Below are 17,774 nucleotides of genomic sequence, written 5' to 3'. Positions count from 1 at the left end.
GGGGGTGCAGGTGTGGGGGTACCGGGGTGTGAGGAGGTCAGTCAGGAGCGGGGCTTCAGGCCGAGCTTCTGGCGGGCCTCGTCCGGGGTGGCGACGCGCGAGCCGAGGTTCTCGGTGATCTGGACGGCGCGCTCGACGAGCTGGGCGTTCGTCACCTTGTTGCCCTTGCCCAGGTAGAGGTTGTCCTCCAGGCCGACGCGGACCTGGCCGCCGAGCAGGATGGACTGGGCGACCCACGGCATCTGCATGCGGCCGAGCGCGAAGCTGGCCCACTGGGCGCCTTCGGGAAGCATGTTGACCATGGACTGCAGGACGCCCGGGTCGGCGGGGGCGCCCCACGGGATGCCCATGCAGAGCTGGAAGACGGTGGGGTTGTCGAGGAGGCCCTCGGCGAGGAGCTGCTTGGCGAACCACAGCTGGCCGGTGTCGAAGATCTCCAGCTCGGGGCGGACGCCGAGCTCCTGGATGCGCTTGGCGCCCTGGCGGAGCATGTCGGGCGTGGAGATGTAGAGGTTGTCGCCGAAGTTGAGGGAGCCGCAGTCGAGGGTGCAGATGTCGGGGAGGAGGTCCTCGACGTGCGGGAGGCGGTCGAGTCCGCCGACAAGGTCGGTGCCGGGCAGCTCGCCGAGGTCCTGCAGCGGCAGGATGGGGTCGATGACGAGGTCGCCGCCCATGCCCGCCGTCAGGTTGATGACGACGTCGGTGCCGGTCTCCTTGATGCGCTCCACGACCTCGCGGTACAGGCGCGGGTCGCGGGAGGGCGCGCCGGTCTCGGGGTTGCGGACGTGGATGTGCACGACGGCGGCGCCCGCGTCGGCGGCCTCGACCGCGGAGGTGGCTATCTGCTCGGGCGTGACGGGCACGTGCGGGCTCTTGTGGACGGTGTCACCGGCACCGGTCAGGGCGGCGGTGATGATCACGTTGTCGTTCACGGGCATGCTGAACTCTCCCTCGGGGGTGGGGTGTTGTAAGAGGTCTTCGACGAGCTGTCAGTGCGCGGTCAGCGTGGCGTCCACGTAGGCCACGAGGGACTCGTGCATGTCGTCCGGGCTCGCGCCGGGGCTGTCGGGCGCCGAGGCGAGGACCTGCGTGGCGAGGCCGTCGATCAGCGCGGTCAGGCGCAGCGCGGCGGCCTCGGGGTCGGCGAGCCGGAAGACGCCTTCGGCGATGCCGCGGCGGATGACGTCGGCGACGGTGGTGCGCCACTGCCGGTAGTAGTCGGCGTGCAGCCGCCCCATGGCGGTGGAGCGGGCGGCCTCCGCCCACAGGTCGAGCCAGACGCTCCACTGCCAGCGCTGCTGCGGGGTGCGGGGGATCTGCAGCTCGATCAGCTGGCGCAGCTCGTCCGCGGTGTCGGCGGCGTCCGCGATCCGGGCCGCGCGGCGCGCGGTGTCCTCGTCCATGCACCAGCGCACCGCGGCTTCGAGGAGGTCGTCGCGGCCCGGGAAGTGGTAGTGGATGGCGGCGGTGCTGGTGTCGCAGGCCGCGGCGATGTCCTGGACGCGGACGGCGTGGAAGCCGCGCTCCGCGATGAGCCGGACGGTCTCGCGGACGATCTGCAGGGGGCGGCCGCCCTCGGGCGCCACGGCGCGCTCGCGCCGCACGGCGGGCTCCGGGGGCCGGACGGCGCCGAGCAGCCAGCCCGCGTCGACCCCGCCCGTGTCCGCGATGCGGGCGAGCTCCGCGGCCGTGAAGCGCCGGGTGCCGCCGAGCGACCGGGAGAGCTTGGAGGGGTCCATGACGATGCGGCGGGCGAATTCGCGCTGGGTGACACCGGCGTCGGCGATCACCTTGCGGACGCGGTCGGCCACCTCGGGGTCGTACTGCATGGTCGGCGACCCTACCCGCGCGTTGCGGCGAACGCAACGCGCGGGCGGCGCTTCTCTCCGAGATTAACCAGTTCATACCGCGACACCGGGTGGGAATTGCGATTCTGACTGACGGATCAGTCGGAGGCGTCATGCCGCTCCCACACCCCGCCGACGAAGTCGTCGAGGAACGGGTCGGCGATCTTCACGGGTCCGCGCCGGTGGTGCTCGGCGAGGTCGACGGTGATCTTCGCGATCCGCGCGGCGACCTCGTCCATCGCCTCGCGCTCCCGCCGCGGCGCCTGGCCCCACAGCTCGGTGGCGTCCAGCCAGCGGTCGGCATCGTGCGGGAACTGCCGGTCGGGAACGCCGGAGCGCAGGGCGGCGGGGGCGAGGGGCGCCACGAGGGCGGTGAGCGAGAGGAACGCGACACAGGCTCGGACGCTGCTTCTGATGACGTGCGGCCCGCAACCTCCAGGTGGCGTTGTACGTACGTTGGTGGTGCCTTTCGGTCGAGGTCGGTGGGGGGGCCGCGGGGGTCAGTCGCGGGTGTGTTCGCGGTACAGGTCGAGTGCGCCGTCGAGGTCCAGGGCGAGCACGGTGCAGAGCGGGTCGAGGTGGTCGTCGGTGAGGTGCACGTACTCCCAGCCGGGTACGTCGCCGAGGCCGCCGACCCGTTCGTGGCGCACCTCGGTGTCCCTGCCGAGCACGCGCGCCGAGCGCACCGCGTTGCGGACGCCGCGCAGGACGACGTATTCGTTGGGCCGGTCGAAGAGGAAGAGGTAGAGGGTGCGGCGGTCGGCGGAGAGCGTGGACGGCCCGTAGAAGTGGCCGTGCGGCAGGCCCCGCACCGTCCCGTACACGGCGTCGGCGTGCCGCCCCGTCCACTCCCCCAGCGCTTCGAGCCGTTCCGTCTGCTCGGGGAGCAGCGTGCCGTCGCCCTTCGGGCCGATGTCGAGCAGCAGGTTGCCGCCGCCCCCGATGGTCTCGACGAAGATGCGGATCAGCTGACGCGGGGACTTGTGGCGGGTGTCCTGCGGCTGGTAGCCCCAGGAGTCGTTGACGGTGAGGCACAACTCCCAGGGCTGGGAGGGCGGTTCGATCGGCACGCCCTGTTCCGGCGTGGCGTAGTCGCCGTGTCCGGTGAGGCGGCCGTTGACCACGGTGTGCGGGCTGAGCGCGGCGATCTCCTCGGCGAGCTCGGCCATCCGCCACTGCTCGGCGCTGCGCTCCCACTCGCCGTCGAACCACAGCAGGTCGGGCTCGAACCGTTCGAGCAGCTCCCTGACCTGGACGCGGTGGAAGGCGAGGAACTCCGCCCAGCGCTCCGGCGATTCGTCGCCCGCGACCGGCATGGAGTAGGGGTTGCCGCGCTCGGCCGGGCCCTGCCCTGCGGGGCGCACGGTGGCGTAGTCCGGGTGGGACCAGTCCAAGTGCGAGTAGTACAGGCCGACTTTGATGCCGCGGGCGCGCAGTGCGGCGACGTAGGGGGCGATGAGGTCACGGCCCGCAGGGGTGCGTTTGACGACCGACAGGTCGTTCGCGGCGGTGTCCCCGAGGGCGACGCCGTCGTGGTGCTTGGCGGTCAGGACGGCATAGCGGGCGCCCGCGCGGACGAACAGGTCCGCCCAGTCCTCGGGGTCGTACCGCGCCGCGGTGAATCCGTCGAGCTGCGCCATGTAGCGGTCGTAGGGCACCCGTCCGTCGAAGAACGACCAGGACTCTGCCACTCCGTCCACGCTGTAGATCCCCCAGTGCAGGAAGATGCCGAGCTTGGCGTCGCCGAACCAGGGCTGGATCACGGGTGGTTCTCCCTCGGTGGGTGGTTCCCGGTCGCCGGTAAGGAGCGCGAGCAGGCTAAGTCGCTCAAGGTTCCGGGGACAAGAGGTCGGAGGTCTTCTCACCCTCTTCTCCACGAGTCGTCTCCACGGCTCCTCGTGACGCTCCTCGGAACACGCTCAGCACGCTCAGTACTCTCATCGGATGGAACGTCATGAACGCGTCGCGGGAGCCGTCGTCGGGCTGGCCGTGGGGGACGCGTTGGGCGCTCCCTTCGAGTTCGGGGACGAATGCGCGTTCTCCGCGCACTTCCCGGCCGCGGGCGGCGGGCGCGGCGGCGAGATGTGCGGGGGCGGCGACACGGACACCGTCGCGGCGGTCACCGGGGCCCTGGCGGGTGCCCGGTACGGGCTCGGTGCGATCCCCTGCCGCTGGACCGAACCCCTCCACGTGCCGCTGCCGGGGGCGGCCGCGCCCGCCCGGGTGCTGCGCCTCGCGGACCTGGTGGAACTCGCCGAGCGGCTCGACTCGGGGAACCGCGCGGCCACATGAGGCACTCTTTCTTCTGTGTCGCACGCATCTTCGCTTCCCCCACCGCGCCCACCGCTGCCCGCACCCGGCCACATGGTCGTGTGCGGCGGTGACAACGTCCTGGCCCACCGCCTCGCCGCCGAACTCCGTGGCGTCTACGGCGAACAGGTCGTCCTCGTCCTGCCGCCCGGCGGCGGCGAGCCGAGTCGGCTGACGGGGCGGGCCCGGACGACCGCACTGATCGGACGTATCACTGCCGCGGTGTCACGCACCACCGGCACTGGGAACGGGTCCGCGCACGGCAGCGGGAGCGGAAACGGGCAGGGCAACGGTGAGGGCGGCGCGGCGGATCTGCCGCGGACCCTGGAAGCCACCGAGCTCACCGACGACGTCCTCGTCGACGCGGGCGTCCCGCAGGCCGCCGCGCTCGCGCTGATGCATGACGACGACGAGACCAACATCCGCACGGCGCTGGCTGCGCGACGGCTCAACCCCCGGCTGCGCCTGGTGATCCGGCTGTACAACCGCAAGCTCGGCCAGCACGTGGAGGAGCTGCTCGACCAGGCCGCCGCCGTGGCGGGCCTGGCCACCACCGACGCCAGCGTCACCGTCCTGTCCGACGCCGACACCGCGGCGCCCGCCCTCGCGGCCACCGCGGTCGCGGGGACCAGCAAGGTCGTGCACGCCGACGGGCTGCTGCTGCGCGCCGTGGAGCGCACCCCTCCGGCGCCGGGCCAGGTGGCGCCGCGCGGCCTCGCCACGCTCGCGCTGCTCTCGTCCACCGCCAACGACCCTGCGGGATCGGAGGGTTCCGACGACGCGGGCGTCGGCGCGGGGCCCCGGCTGCTGCCCGACGACAATGCCGTCACGGCCTCTCCCGGGCGGGGCGCGCTGGTCCTGGAGGCCGTCTCGTACTCGGGGTCCGCCCCGCTGCCGCCCGGGTTCCTCGCGGGGCGCGGGGTGCCGCTGCGCGAGCTGTTCTCGCGGCGGCTGCGCTGGTCGGTGGCCGGGTTCGCGGCGGCCGTCCTCGGCATGGCCATCGCGTCGATCGTCACCACCAAGGACACCACCCCGCTGCACGCGACGTATCTGACGCTCCTCGACCTCTTCTCGATCAACGACCCGGCGACCGAAGGACCGATGAGCCGTCAGGTCCTCCAGCTCCTCGCGGGCCTTGTCGGGCTGCTGCTCCTGCCGATCCTGTTCGCCGCCGTCCTGGAGGCCCTCGGCACCTTCCGCACCGCGTCCTCGCTGCGCCGCCCGCCGCGCGGCCTCTCCGGCCACGTCGTCCTGCTCGGCCTCGGCAAGATCGGCACCCGGGTGCTCGCCCGGCTGCGCGAGCTGGACATCCCGGTGGTGTGCGTGGAGGCCGACCCCGAGGCCCGCGGCATCTCCCTGGCCCGGCGCCTGCGCGTGCCCACCGTGATCGGCGACGTGACGGAGGAGGGTGTCCTGGAGGCGGCCAAGGTGCACCGCGCCCACGCACTCCTCGCGCTGACCAGCGCCGACACCATCAACCTCGAAGCGGCGCTGTACGCACGGTCGGTGAAGCCCGATCTGCGGGTGGCGCTGCGGCTGTACGACGACGAGTTCGCGACCGCCGTCTACCGCACCCTGCGCGCCGCGCACCCCGGCGCACTCACCCGCAGCCGCAGTGTGTCCGCGCTGGCCGCGCCCGCCTTCGCCGGGGCGATGATGGGCCGCCAGATCCTGGGCGCCCTGCCCGTCGAGCGCTCGGTGCTGCTCTTCGCGGCCCTCGACGTCTCGCTCCAGCCGCAGCTCACGGGCCGCAAGATCGCCGAGGTGTTCCGTCCCGGGGCGTGGCGCGTCGTCGCACTGGAGCGCTCGTCGGACCAGGAATCCGGGCTCTCCTCCGGCCTGGAGTGGGAGCTCGACCCGGACTACCAACTGCGCCCCGAGGACCGTGTCGTCCTGGCGGCCACCCGTCAGGGGCTCGCCGAACTCCTCGCGCGCAGACCGCTTCCCGCCCAGCCCTGAGAAGCTGTTCCCACCGGGGCGGCAGGGCGCCCCGGGGCAGGCGCGAAGGGGGACGGAGCGATCGTTGCCACGGGAGTGCAGGGGCAGCCCGAAAGGCTCGACGGGCTGCTGCGGGAGGTGCGCCGTCAGGCCGGGGGCAAAGCCGAGCCGGACATACGCAGGGTGCTCGACTGGCTGCACCGGCAGACCGGCGCCCACGTCGCGCTGGTCGCCCACGACACGCGCACGGTGGAGTCGGCCACCGCGGGCTTCCCTTCAGGGGTGTTGCGCCCGATCGCGCCGCTGCTCGCGCGCTTGTGCGCCGGGCAGCTGGCCTCGGCCGTGACCCAGGCCGAAGGGCTGCACGTGCGCTGTGAGGGCATCGGGCCCCACGGGCCGCGCCCGGTGCTGGTGGTGGCCGGTCCCGTGGAGCCCGCCCCGGAGACGGCCGCCCTCGTCCCCCACACCAGCAGCGTCCTCGCCATGCTGCGCCAGGCCGGGGACAGCGATCGGAGCATGCGCGACTACCAGCGCAAGGCACGGCAGTTGCGGCTCGCCGTGCTGCACGCGCTGATGGCCGGAGGGCCGGTGCTGGCCCGTCGGATGACCGGTGGTGACGTGCCGCCGCTCCTTGAGGCGCGACGGCTGCGCATCCATCTGCTGCGCTGCCCGTCGGCCGACCGCGACCGCATCGCGCGGATCCACCAGGACCCTTCCGGCTACCACGGCCGGGACATCGTGGTGCACTGCCCGGCCTTCAACGAGCATCTGATCTGCCTGGTCGCCGACGACGAGGAGGACGGCGCCCCGGGCGGCCGGGCCCGGCCGCCCGGACTGGGCGAGACCCTGATCCGTCTGGTCAGGGACAACCCGCGCTATGCGCTGGGCATCAGCGGCGCGCACCCCCTCGGGGCGACGGCCGAGGCCTACAGCCAGTCCGCCCACGCCCTGGCCGCCGCCCGCGCCGCCCCCGGCCGCGTGGCCTTCTACCACGGCCAGACCTCGCTGCAGAGCCTCCTGCCCCGGCAGCCCGCGGCCCGCTGGGCCCGCACGCTCCTGCAGCCGCTGGACTCGGTCCCCAGGGCCAGCGCCGACATCACCCGCCTGGCCATGACCGCGCCCCGGTCCGGTGTGGCGCGTCTGCTCGGCCTCAGCCGCAACACCGTCACCGCGCACATCAGACAGGTGGAACAGGCCCTGGGCCAGGACCTCACGGACGTCCGGTGCCATGCCGCCGTCCACCTGGCCCTCGCCCTCAGCGGCTCCGCCCCCGACCCCGACCCGGCAGCCGACGACCGCCAACCACCGCCCGAGCTGGACGACTTGCTGGCCGCCGAAGCCGCGGCCGCCTGGGCCCAGACACTGCTGCGCCCCCTGCACGCCCGCCACCGGCGCACGCTCCAGGCCTGGCTCGACACCGACACCGACGCCCAGCAGGCCGCCCTCCGCCTGGGCATCAGCCGCAACACCGTCCGGGCCCACCTGCGCGCCGCGGAGGCCGCCCTGGGCGTCGACCTCCTGACCCACGGCACCGGCATCCCCGACCTCGTCCACGCCCTGCGCATCCTCGAGCTCCGGCTGCGCTGAGCACCGTGCACAACCGGGGCCCACCGTTGCGCACCGTGCACCATGGCCGCGAACTGCCCGGCCTCCTAACGTCTGTGGTGCCCGGAATCACGGAAGGGGGCGCGAAGTGATCGAACACCACACGCAGAAGCCCACCACACCGGCCAGGCGCACGATGGCCCGGAGCCTCGGCCTGGCCGCGCTCGCCGCCGCCATGGCGATCCCGATGGTCGCGGCAAGAAGGGCACCCGCCCTTCGCGAGCCTCCGCGTCATCAGCCCCGGCACAAGGGATCACGAACTGCGTTCGCAGGCGCGACGGCCTGTGCACAGATCTCGCCCAACGACCCGTGCGGGGGACGGGTCGTTGGGCGCCCGCCCGTCACCCCTCGACGGGCGGCACCGGCAGGACCTGTCGCAGGTGGGGGTCCGGGTGGAAGTCCCTGCGCCACTCGCGCGGGTAGCCGACCGACGCCTCGATGTGCGGCACACCGTCGTGCACGGTGGTGCGCGGGATGTGGAGGTGGCCGTAGACGACGGCGGCCGCCTCGTACTTGACGTGCCAGTCGGCCGAGCTCTCGGTACCGCACCACAGGGCGAACTCGGGGTAGCGCAGGATGCGGGTGGGTTCGCGCAGCATCGGCCAGTGGTTGATCAGGACCGTGGGCAGGCCCTCCGGGCGCTCGGCGAGCCGCTCCTCGGTCTGCTTGACCCGGGCGCGGGACCAGTCGTCACGGGTCGCGTACGGGTCGGGGTGCAGGAAGTACTCGTCCGTGCAGACGACGCCCGACTCGTGGGCGACCGCCAGCGCCTCCTCCTTCGTGTGCGTGCCCTCGGGGCGGAAGGAGTAGTCGTAGAGGAGGAAGAGCGGGGCGACGACGACCGGGCCGCCGGGTCCGCGCCACACGGGGTAGGGGTCCTCGGGGGTGGCGATCCCCAACTCCCTGCAGAGCCCGACGATGTGCTGGTACCTCGCATCGCCGCGCAGCTGGACCGGGTCGTCCTTGGGGGTCCACAGTTCGTGGTTGCCCGGCGACCACACCACCTTGGCGAAACGTCCGGCGAGCGTGCGCAGCGCCCACTCGATGTCGGCCATGCGCTCGGCGACGTCGCCGGCGACTATCAGCCAGTCCCCGTCCGATTGTGGCCGAATGGTCTCGACGTACTTCCTGTTCTCCGCGTACGCCACGTGCAGGTCGCTGATCGCGAGCAGCTTCGGGGTCTTCTCGGATGCCATCACGTTGCGAGGCTAACCGAGCCGGACCGCGGCGCGGCCGCCGAGTCTCAGCGCAGCTCGGCGACGCGCCGCGCCAGCGCAGCTCCGCGTTCCGCTCGACCTCCTTGGTCCCGGGCTCGAACTCGGTGTCGCCGCCCTCGTCGCGCATGCGGTTGCGCATCGTGGCGCCCGCTTCCAGGCGCCGCCTTCAGTGGTGATCGCCCTCACCTCGCCGGACAGCGAGGTACTCCTCCGGCGTCGCCTTGGGCACCTGCGCCTTGGGGCCGTACATGGCGCGGGCCAGCCGCGCGCGGATGCGTTCGGCCGGGCGGACCTTGCGGACGACGCCGTTGGCGTCGACCACGGGGCCGATCTCGTAGGGCCGGGGCTGTTCGTGGGCGGTCAGGCGGTACAGCTCGGCCTGCGGGAGCCGTTCGTGGACCTCGACGTACTCGCCGTGCGGGAGGCGTTTGACGGTGCCGGTCTCCCTGCCGTGCAGCACCTTCTCGTGGTCCCTGCTCTGCAGTCCGAGGCAGATGCGGTGCGTGACGAGGAAGGCGAGGACGGGCACGACGAAGGCGCCGATGCGCACGAACCACGTGACGCCATTGATGGAGAGATGGAAGTGGGTCACCCACAGGTCGTTGCCGCCACCGACCATCAGCACGCCGAACAGCGCCAGCCAGGCGACACCGAGGCCGGTGCGCACCGGAGCGTTGCGCGGCCGGTCCGCGATGTGGTGCTCCCGTCGGTCGCCCTTGACCCAGGACTCGATGAACGGATAGACGCCGATGGCGAGGAGGATCAGCGGGAAGAGCATGAAGGGGATGAAGACACCCAGGTTGAGCGTGTGACCCCAGGCGTTGATCTCCCACCCCGGCATCACCCGGATGAGCCCCTCGGAGAAGCCCAGGTACCAGTCGGGCTGTGCGCCGGTGGAGACCAGGTCGGGACGGTAGGGGCCCATCAGCCAGACCGGGTTGATGGTGGCAAGACCGCCCATGATCGCGAGGACGCCGAAGACGAGGAAGAAGAAGCCGCCCGCCTTGGCGATGTACACGGGCAGGAGCGGCGCCCCGACCACGTTCTTCTCGGTTTTGCCAGGACCGGCGAACTGGGTGTGCTTGTGGTAGAAGACCAGGATCAGGTGGACGACGACGAGCCCCAGCATGATGCCCGGAAGCAGCAGGATGTGGATCGGGTAGAGCCGCGGGATGATGTCGTCCCCCGGGAACTCTCCGCCGAAGAGGAAGAAGGAGAGGTACGTCCCGATGACGGGGGTGGCGAGGATGGCGCCCTGTGCGAAGCGGATGCCGGTGCCGGAGAGCATGTCGTCGGGGAGCGAGTAGCCGGTCAGTCCGGTGATGATGCCGAGGAACAGCAGGGTCCAGCCGAACGTCCAGTTGAGTTCGCGCGGTTTGCGGAACGCGCCGGTGAAGAACACCCGCATCATGTGCACGAGCATCCCTGCGACGAAGACGAGCGCGGCCCAGTGGTGGATCTGCCGGATCAGGAGGCCGCCGCGCACCTCCATGCTGATGTCCACCGTGGATTCGTACGCCCTGGTCATCAGGATGCCCTTGAGCGGCACGTACGACCCGTCGTACGCCACTTCGGTCATGCTCGGATCGAAGAAGAGGGTCAGATAGGTGCCGGTCAGGATGAGGATGATGAAGCTGTAGAGGCAGATCTCCCCGAACATGAACGACCAGTGGTCGGGAAAGATCTTGCGCATCTGGCTCTTGGCCAGGGAGTTGATGCCGAGTCTGCCGTCCGCCCAGTCGGCGATCCGCTCTCCTTTGCCGAGCCGTACAGGTCGTGCACTCGTCGTCCCGGTGCGCTCGATGCGTCCGCTCATGCGACTCCCTTTCAGGCGGTTCCAGGGTAGGTCGCACGGGTGACGGTTCCAACAGCTGTGTAACTGACAAATCAGCCCTCGGGTGTCAACCGGTGCAATCGCAGGGCGAGTTGGATCTCCAGGGTGCGGGCGGGCGTGTTCCAGTCGTCGCCGAGGAGCCGCGCCACGCGTTCCAGGCGCTGCACCACCGTGTTCACGTGGACGTGCAGGGCGGTCTTGGCCTTGGTGAGGCTGCGGTCCTGCCCGAAGTACGCCTCCAGGGTGCGCACCAGGTCCGTGCCGCGTTCGGCGTCGTAGTCCAGGAGGGGACCGAGCGTCGCCCTGACGTAGCCGCCCAGGTCGGCCTGTTCGCCGATGAGCAGCCCGACGAAGCCGAGGTCGGCGAGGGCCGCGCCGTGCCCGGTGTGGCCGAGGGCCCGCAGCGCGGAGAGGCAGCGCAGGGCCTCGGCGTGCGCGGCGGGCAGCCCGGCGGGGCCGGTGGCCGGGCCCGCGGCGCCCACGGTGACCGGGGCGCTCACGGTCTGGCCCAGCGCGGCGGCGAGCGCGGCGGCGTCGCCGCCCGGGGTCATGGCGGGGGCCACGATGACCACGTTGTCGTGGTGCAGCCCGGCCAGACCGCTGCGGGTGCGGGCGGTGCGGTGTGCGGCGGCGAGCAGCCGCGGCCGGGGCGCGCTCTCGCTGTGGGCGACGAACACCGCGTGTGGCCGGTCGAGCCGGACGCCGAGGCGGCGGGCGCGCCCGGCCAGGCCGACGGGGTCGCCGGAGGTGGCGAGCAGGTCGCCGAGGAGCTCGCCGCGCACCCGGTCCTCGGTCTCGGCGACCGACCGGCGCAGCAGCAGGAGCAGCGCGGTGACCACGCCCGCCCGCTCGAACAGCCGCCGGTCGGTGTCGTCGAGTCCGGCGCGTCCGGTGAGGGCGATGCTGCCGAGGAGTTCGGGCCCTGCGAGGACCGCGCAGACCCAGGTGCCGTCCTGCGGGACGGCGCGGCCGCTGGTGCGCGAGGCGGCGACGGCGGGGGCGGGCGGCGGCAGGGGTCCGGTGCCCGTGCGGGCCAGTTCGACGCCGTCCGCGTCGTGGATGAGGGCGCCGCCGTCGAGGAGGGCCGCGATGCCGTCGGCGACCTCGTCGGCGCCGCCGCCGCGCAGCACGAGGTCGGTGAGCTGGTCGTGGGCCTGCTCGGCGCGGCGCATGGCCTTGCTGTGCGCGCGGATGGTCTCGGTGGCGGCGTTGAGGTCGACGAGCGCGGCCCGGGTCTCTTCGAGGAGGCGGGCGCCGTCGATGGCGATGGCGGCGTGGTCGGCGAGGGAGGAGAGCAGCACGATCTCCTCCCTCGCGAACTCGCGGGCCGCGCGGTCGGCGGCGTACAGCACGCCGATGACGCGCGAGCCGAGGCGCAGCGGCACGCCGAGGATCGCCCGGAGCCCCTCTTGGAGGACGGCGCTGTCGATGGCGTCGGTGTGGTGGAAGCGGGGGTCCTGCTGGTAGTCGCCGGTGACGTAGGGGCGTGCGGTCTGCGCGACGAGGCCGCCGAGCCCTTCGCCCATGCCGAGCCGCAGTTGCTGGAAGGCGGCCGCGACGCTGCCGTCCGTCACGCGCATGTAGGTGTCGCCCGCGGTCTCGTCGTTGAGCGAGAGGTACGTGACGTCGGTGCCGAGGAGCAGTTTGGCGCGGCGCACGATGGCGCGCAGTACGGCGTCCGGGTCGCGCAGGGCGGCCAGGTCGCTCGCGGTGTCGAACAGGGCGGTGAGTTCGGCCTCGCGGCGGCGGTGCGTGCCCAGGGTGCGGTGGATGCGCAGTGAGACGTCGGTGGCTTCGTCGAGGGCGGTGAGGCCGTCGGCGGTGGCACCGGCCTCGCGGGCGCGGGCCGCGGGGCGCGCGAAGTCCTCGGCGGGCGCGCCCCGGTCGAGCAGGTCGAGCAGGGTGCGCAGGCCCGCCTGGGGTTCGGCGTGGCCCGCGCCCTGGGTGGTGGGGAGCATGGGGCGATGGTCTCCCGGCGGGGTGGGTGCGGTCGATGGCCTGCTCCGGATCCGGTACGGACCGTCGTGGGGCGGGGTCAGCCGCCGAGGGGGACGGAGCCCTTGCGTTCCGGTGCCGGGCGGGGCGCGGGTCCCGCGGTCTCGTCCGCCGCCAGGTCGCGCCCCCTGGTCTCCCTGGCGAAGTGCACGGTGACGGCGGTGACGACGGCGGCCGCGCTCATGTAGAGGGCGATGGGGAGCGCCGATTCGTAGTCCTTGAGCAGTTCCACGGCGATGATCGGGGCGAGCGCCCCGCCGATGATGGACGCGAGCTGGGAGCCCATCGAGGCGCCCGAGTAGCGGACCTTGGTGTCGAACAGCTCGGAGATGAACGCGGCCTGCGGCCCGTACATGGCGCCGTGGAAGAGCAGCCCGACGGTGACCGCGAGCGCGATGACCGGGAACGAGCGGGAGTCGACGAGCGCGAAGAAGGCGAAGGCCCACCCCGCCATGCCGAGCGCGCCGATGAGGGTGACCGGGCGGCGGCCTATGCGGTCGGAGAGCGCGCCCCACAGCGGGATGGTGACGAAGTGGAACGCCGACCCGATGAGCACCGCGTTGAGCGCGTCGCTCCTGGGCAGGTCGAGGTGGACGGTGACGTAGACGAGGACGAAGGCCGTGAGGATGTAGTAGGAGATGTTCTCGCCGAACCGGGTGCCGATCGCGGTGAGCACTTCGCGCCAGCTCTTGCGGAACACCTCGACGACGGGCGGCTGTTCCTCTGCCCCTGCGGCCGCGGCGGCCTCCGCCTTCCGCTGTGCCTCCAGGAAGACGGGCGACTCGGTGACGGAGATGCGGATCCACAGGCCGATCATCACGAGAACGCCGGAGAGCAGGAACGGCACGCGCCACCCCCAGGCGAGGAAGGCCTCTTCGGACTGGACGGCGGCGAGGAGCGCGAGGACGCCGGTGGCCAGCAGGTTGCCGCCGGGTGCGCCCGCCTGGGGCCAGGAGGCCCAGAATCCGCGGCTCTTGTCGCCGCCGTGCTCGGAGACGAGCAGGACGGCGCCGCCCCATTCGCCGCCGAGGGCGAAGCCCTGGACGAGGCGCAACACGGTGAGCAGGACGGGCGCGCCGACGCCGATGGTCGCGTGGGTGGGGAGGAGGCCCATCGCGAAGGTGGCGCCGCCCATCATCAGCAAGCTGATGACGAGCAGTTTCTTGCGGCCCATCCGGTCGCCGTAGTGCCCGAAGACGACTCCGCCCAGGGGGCGTGCCGCGAAGCCCACCGCGTAGGTGAGGAAGGAGAGCAGCGTGCCGACCAGGGGGTCGCTCGACGGGAAGAAGAGGCTGTTGAAGACCAGCGCGGCGGCCGAGCCGTAGAGGAAGAAGTCGTACCACTCGATGGTGGTGCCGACGAGGCTCGCGGCCACGATGCGGACGATGCCGGCGCGGGCGGGCGGAGCGGTTCCTTGCGAGGCCATGTGCACCACTTCCAGGAGTTCTGCGGGGACGCTTCCGTACCGGCACAAGGTAGGAAACCGCAGATCAGTGGCGTATATGGCGGAGCACCATGGTTGTGCTCCCGGTGGTGTGACCGGCCACCACGAGGGGTGCAAGATCGGACAGAAGTTACTTTTTGGTATGGCGTGACTTCCCACGCGGCTCGCAGTAGAACTCGTTTCGATTCAGCCAAGAGTGAGGAAGGTCACATGAGCACTACACCCAAGCGTAGCCCTGCTTCTGACGGCCTGTCACGTCGAAGATTTGTCGCAGGAACGAGTTCTATTCTTGGCGCCGTCGCCCTCGCGGGGCACGCCACCCAGGCCCACGCCAGGGCGGCCACGGCAGCCCCGATCGCCGACGGCGCCGCCGTCCCCGCGCTGGTGATCGGCTCCGGATACGGCGGCTCCGTCGCCGCGCTTCGGCTCGCCGAGGCGGGCGTCGACGTCCAGCTGATCGAGATGGGCAAGGCCTGGGACACCCCGGGCTCCGACGGCAAGATCTTCGCCAACACCACGAGCCCGGACATCCGTTCCTACTGGCTCCGCACCAAGACCAAGCAGCCCATCAGCAACTTCCTCGGGTTCCCGCTCGACAAGAACGTCCCGCTCCACACCGGGATCCTGGACGCCGAGGAGTTCGGCGGCATCATCGTCTACCAGGGCCGCGGCGTCGGCGGCGGCTCACTGGTCAACGGCGGCATGGCGGTCACGCCCCGGCGCGAGAACTTCGGCGCCGTGCTGCCCACGGTCGACGCGGGCGAGATGTACGGCACCTACTACCCGCGCGCCAACGCGGGCCTGGGCGTCAACACCATCGACCCCGCCTGGTTCGAGACCGCCGAGTGCTACCAGTACGCACGAGTCGGCCGCAAGCACGCACAGCGCTCCGGCTTCGGGTTCGTCTTCGTGCCCGACGTGTACGACTGGGACTACATGGAGAAGGAGCAGGCGGGCACCGTCCCCAAGTCGGCGCTCGCGGGCGAGATCCTCTACGGCAACAACTACGGCAAGAAGTCCCTGCAGCAGACCTATCTCGCCCGCGCCAAGGCGACCGGGCGCGTCACCATCTCGCCGCTGCACAGGGTCACTTCGGTCACCCCGGCAGCGGGCGGCGGCTACACCGTCACCATCGACCAGATCGACACCAGCGGCACCACCACCGCCACCAAGTCCGTCACGGCCGACAAGGTCTTCTTCGCCGCGGGCAGCGTCGGCACCAGCAAGCTCCTGGTCAAACTGAAGGCCACCGGCGCACTGCCCCGCCTCAACGGCGAGGTGGGCAAGGGCTGGGGCGACAACGGCAACGTCATGTGCGGCCGCGCCAACCACCTGTGGGACGCGACCGGCAAGCTCCAGTCGTCCATCCCCACGGCGGGCATCGACAACTGGGCCGCGGGCGGCGCCTTCGCCGAGGTCGCGCCGCTGCCCACCGGGATCGAGACGTACGCCTCGTTCTACCTCTCGATCACCAAGAACCCGCACCGCGCCGAGTTCACCTGGAACGCCGCGGCGAACCGGGCGGAACTGAACTGGCAGACCGCCTGGAAGCAGCCGTCGATCGACGCGGCCAAGACGATCTTCGACAAGATCAACGCGAAGGAGGGCACGATCTACCGGACCGACCTCTTCGGCACGTACAAGATCTGGGGCGACCACCTCACGTACCACCCGCTGGGCGGTGCGGTGCTCGGCAAGGCCACCGACAACTACGGCCGCCTGACAGGCTATCCGGGGCTCTACGTCATCGACGGCGCCCTGATCCCCGGCAACACCAGCGTCAACCCGTTCGTCACGATCACGGCGCTCGCCGAGCGGAACATCGAGAAGGTCATCGCGACCGATCTGTGAGCACCGCTCCGTTCCACGAGCACCGTTCCGTTCCGTGAGCGCCGTTCCGCACGCGGTCAGGGTTTGGGCAGCACGCACACCGTGTCGAGGCCGAGCACGTGATTCAGTCGGCCGAAGGCGAGCCACGACCCGATGCTCATGCTCAGTTCGACGATCTCGGCCTGGCTGTAGTGCGCGGTCATCCGCGCCCAGAACGCGTCGTCCAGGTTGTGATGGTCCAGGGCGTACCGCTCGGCGTACTCCGCGGCCAGCCTCGTGCGGTCATCGAAGGAGTCGGTGGTGCGCCACTGGGTCACCGCGTCCGCGAACCCCTCGTCGACCTTCTCGCCGTCGCGCTCGGTGCGCCAGTCCAGGCAGAACACACAGCCGTTGATCTGGGCGACGCGCAGCCGCGCGGCCTCGAACTCGCGCAGGCCCAGGGTCGTGTGGGCGTACACCGCAAGCGAGAAGTTGGATGCCGCCGTGCCGATCCCGGGGACCATGTCGCCCCACACGTAGGGGATCGCGTCCTGTCCCTCGGGGATGTCGATGCGCAGGGAACCACTCATGGGTCACTTCCTTCCCAGTCGCCCCGCTGCCGGGCGCAGCGGGACGTCGAGCGCGTCATAGAGGCCCGGTTCGGCGTCCACGAGCCAGTCGACGGCGTTCACCAGGCGGCCCACCGCCGTGGCGTTGCCGCCCGCGGAGCGGTTCTCGCCCTCGTCGGTGGCTTCCACCGTGACCTCGATGCGCGGCCTGCCCTCGACGATCACGCGGTGGGCGCCGTCGCCGCCGTCGGGCGGGCTCGGCCAGTCCGGCGCGCAGGACGGGTGGATGCGGGTGACGTGCTCGATGACGATGCGGGGCTCGCCGCCGACGATGCCCTGCACCTCGAAGCGGACCGCGCCCTGGGTGCCCGCGGCGAACTCCCCCATGGTCCGGGTGCGCACCGTGACGTCGAGCGCCCGTCGCTCCAACGTCTCGCGCATGTCGTCGAGTTCCACGCCGAGCGCTCTGGCCATCAGCCTGATCTGCCCGCCCCACACCATGGTCGGCACGGAGGGCGCGAGCATCAGCGGCTCGTACTCCATCGGGTGCCCCATGCCGATCAGATGGCGGACCGAGTCCTCCTGGTCGTACGTCGAGTAGTCGAAGACCTCCTGGCAGCGGATCGCGTCGACGGTGGAGCCGAGCCCACTGACCAGCAGCGGCAGGACGTCATTGCCCCAGCCGGGGTCCACGCCGGAGACGAAGAGCGAGCCGCCGCCGTCCGCGACGGCCGCGAGCACCGGGTCCCTGAACTCCGGTGGCGCGCTGCGCTGGTCGTAGAGCGCGTACAGCGCGGGTGTGACGACCACGGCGCCCGCCCGCACCGCCCTGACGACGTCGGCGAGCGCCTCGTCGGGTCGCAGGTCGCCGGAGGCCGCGTACACCACGGCCCGCGGCCCCGCGGCGAGGACCGCCTCGACGTCATCGGTCGCGGACACCCCCAACGTCCGCCCGAGCCCTGCCAGTTCACCCGCATCACGGCCCACCTTCGCCGGGCTGTGCACCAGCACGGCCGCGAGGGAGAGCTCGGGATGGGCCTCGACGGCACGCACGGCCGCACGGCCCACGTTGCCGGTGCCCCAGACCACCGTGGGAATCATGCGCGGAGGGTAGCGAGGGGCGTCGACGGTTGACAGAGGCGCGGCCCGACAAGAAAAGATACGTCCCCTTCCGCACCGCTCCGAAGTCCCCTACCGCCGGTAAGC

Annotated in this window: 13 protein-coding genes and 1 pseudogene; 4 read left to right on the top strand and 10 right to left on the bottom strand. The window is 71.7% G+C overall.

The features are described from left to right. Window positions 1–41: 41 nt before the first annotated feature. The 4 genes from AC068B_RS14485 to AC068B_RS14470 all read right to left on the bottom strand — a co-directional run bounded on the left by AC068B_RS14485 (window position 42) and on the right by AC068B_RS14470 (window position 3,607). Window positions 42–938 (bottom strand): beta-keto acid cleavage family enzyme, encoded by an 897-nt coding sequence (locus tag AC068B_RS14485; RefSeq protein ID WP_478671710.1) that lies wholly within the window; start codon window positions 936–938, stop codon window positions 42–44. 51 nt (window positions 939–989) lie between these two features. Then, on the bottom strand, window positions 990–1,829 hold the full coding sequence (locus AC068B_RS14480; RefSeq protein ID WP_478671709.1) for a TetR/AcrR family transcriptional regulator: 840 nt from the start codon (window positions 1,827–1,829) through the stop codon (window positions 990–992). A gap of 116 nt (window positions 1,830–1,945) precedes the next feature. Beyond that, window positions 1,946–2,212: a hypothetical protein gene (locus AC068B_RS14475; RefSeq protein ID WP_478671708.1), complete on the bottom strand. Its 267-nt coding sequence runs from the start codon at window positions 2,210–2,212 to the stop codon at window positions 1,946–1,948. Window positions 2,213–2,347: 135 nt separating this feature from the next. Beyond that, the gene (locus tag AC068B_RS14470) at window positions 2,348–3,607 is read right to left on the bottom strand and encodes an alpha-L-fucosidase (RefSeq protein WP_478672081.1); all 1,260 of its coding nucleotides are present in this window, start codon (window positions 3,605–3,607) and stop codon (window positions 2,348–2,350) included. Window positions 3,608–3,938: 331 nt separating this feature from the next. On the opposite strand from AC068B_RS14470, the pseudogene AC068B_RS14465 reads away from it, so the two are divergent. The 3 genes and pseudogenes from AC068B_RS14465 to AC068B_RS14455 form a co-directional block, all read left to right on the top strand. After that, window positions 3,939–4,139, top strand: a pseudogene (locus AC068B_RS14465) (ADP-ribosylglycohydrolase family protein); the annotation flags it as partial. A 72-nt stretch (window positions 4,140–4,211) separates the two neighbouring features. Further along, complete coding sequence (locus tag AC068B_RS14460; protein WP_478672080.1) at window positions 4,212–6,116, top strand: potassium channel family protein; 1,905 nt, start codon at window positions 4,212–4,214, stop codon at window positions 6,114–6,116. A gap of 75 nt (window positions 6,117–6,191) precedes the next feature. Next, complete coding sequence (locus AC068B_RS14455) at window positions 6,192–7,682, top strand: helix-turn-helix domain-containing protein (RefSeq protein ID WP_478671707.1); 1,491 nt, start codon at window positions 6,192–6,194, stop codon at window positions 7,680–7,682. 359 nt (window positions 7,683–8,041) lie between these two features. Here AC068B_RS14455 and AC068B_RS14450 read toward each other — a convergent pair whose 3' ends face one another. The 4 genes from AC068B_RS14450 to AC068B_RS14435 form a co-directional block, all read right to left on the bottom strand. Next, window positions 8,042–8,896, bottom strand: coding sequence for a metallophosphoesterase family protein (locus AC068B_RS14450; RefSeq protein ID WP_478672078.1), 855 nt, complete (start codon window positions 8,894–8,896; stop codon window positions 8,042–8,044). Between the two features lie 187 nt (window positions 8,897–9,083). After that, complete coding sequence (gene qcrB, locus AC068B_RS14445; protein ID WP_478671705.1) at window positions 9,084–10,733, bottom strand: cytochrome bc1 complex cytochrome b subunit; 1,650 nt, start codon at window positions 10,731–10,733, stop codon at window positions 9,084–9,086. Window positions 10,734–10,804: 71 nt separating this feature from the next. Next, on the bottom strand, window positions 10,805–12,709 hold the full coding sequence (locus AC068B_RS14440) for a helix-turn-helix domain-containing protein (RefSeq protein WP_478671703.1): 1,905 nt from the start codon (window positions 12,707–12,709) through the stop codon (window positions 10,805–10,807). 77 nt (window positions 12,710–12,786) lie between these two features. Next, window positions 12,787–14,172: an MFS transporter gene (locus AC068B_RS14435; RefSeq protein ID WP_478671702.1), complete on the bottom strand. Its 1,386-nt coding sequence runs from the start codon at window positions 14,170–14,172 to the stop codon at window positions 12,787–12,789. Window positions 14,173–14,400: 228 nt separating this feature from the next. Here AC068B_RS14435 and AC068B_RS14430 point away from each other — a divergent pair, with 228 nt between their 5' ends. Next, window positions 14,401–16,041 (top strand): GMC oxidoreductase, encoded by a 1,641-nt coding sequence (locus AC068B_RS14430; protein ID WP_478671700.1) that lies wholly within the window; start codon window positions 14,401–14,403, stop codon window positions 16,039–16,041. Between the two features lie 56 nt (window positions 16,042–16,097). Here the strand turns inward: AC068B_RS14430 and AC068B_RS14425 are convergent, their stop codons facing one another. Both AC068B_RS14425 and AC068B_RS14420 read right to left on the bottom strand, forming a co-directional pair. After that, window positions 16,098–16,589 (bottom strand): carboxymuconolactone decarboxylase family protein, encoded by a 492-nt coding sequence (locus AC068B_RS14425; protein WP_468564770.1) that lies wholly within the window; start codon window positions 16,587–16,589, stop codon window positions 16,098–16,100. 3 nt (window positions 16,590–16,592) lie between these two features. Beyond that, a complete protein-coding gene (locus AC068B_RS14420) occupies window positions 16,593–17,669 on the bottom strand; it encodes an NAD(P)H-dependent amine dehydrogenase family protein (protein ID WP_478671698.1) in 1,077 nt (358 codons plus the stop codon). Window positions 17,670–17,774: the final 105 nt, after the last annotated feature.

This window comes from Streptomyces sp. NPDC042371, assembly GCF_056437465.1.
Note: the sequence above shows the minus strand (reverse complement) of the source record. Positions and strands in the feature narration are given on the sequence as shown.

Coding starts and splice junctions, on each gene's coding strand:
- AC068B_RS14485 (WP_478671710.1), bottom strand. CDS start 938: ATGCCCGTGAACGACAACGTGATCATCACCGCCGCCCTGACCGGTGCC.
- AC068B_RS14480 (WP_478671709.1), bottom strand. CDS start 1,829: ATGCAGTACGACCCCGAGGTGGCCGACCGCGTCCGCAAGGTGATCGCC.
- AC068B_RS14460 (WP_478672080.1), top strand. CDS start 4,212: ATGGTCGTGTGCGGCGGTGACAACGTCCTGGCCCACCGCCTCGCCGCC.
- AC068B_RS14450 (WP_478672078.1), bottom strand. CDS start 8,896: ATGGCATCCGAGAAGACCCCGAAGCTGCTCGCGATCAGCGACCTGCAC.
- qcrB (WP_478671705.1), bottom strand. CDS start 10,733: ATGAGCGGACGCATCGAGCGCACCGGGACGACGAGTGCACGACCTGTA.
- AC068B_RS14440 (WP_478671703.1), bottom strand. CDS start 12,709: ATGCTCCCCACCACCCAGGGCGCGGGCCACGCCGAACCCCAGGCGGGC.
- AC068B_RS14435 (WP_478671702.1), bottom strand. CDS start 14,172: ATGGCCTCGCAAGGAACCGCTCCGCCCGCCCGCGCCGGCATCGTCCGC.
- AC068B_RS14430 (WP_478671700.1), top strand. CDS start 14,401: ATGAGCACTACACCCAAGCGTAGCCCTGCTTCTGACGGCCTGTCACGT.
- AC068B_RS14425 (WP_468564770.1), bottom strand. CDS start 16,589: ATGAGTGGTTCCCTGCGCATCGACATCCCCGAGGGACAGGACGCGATC.
- AC068B_RS14420 (WP_478671698.1), bottom strand. CDS start 17,669: ATGATTCCCACGGTGGTCTGGGGCACCGGCAACGTGGGCCGTGCGGCC.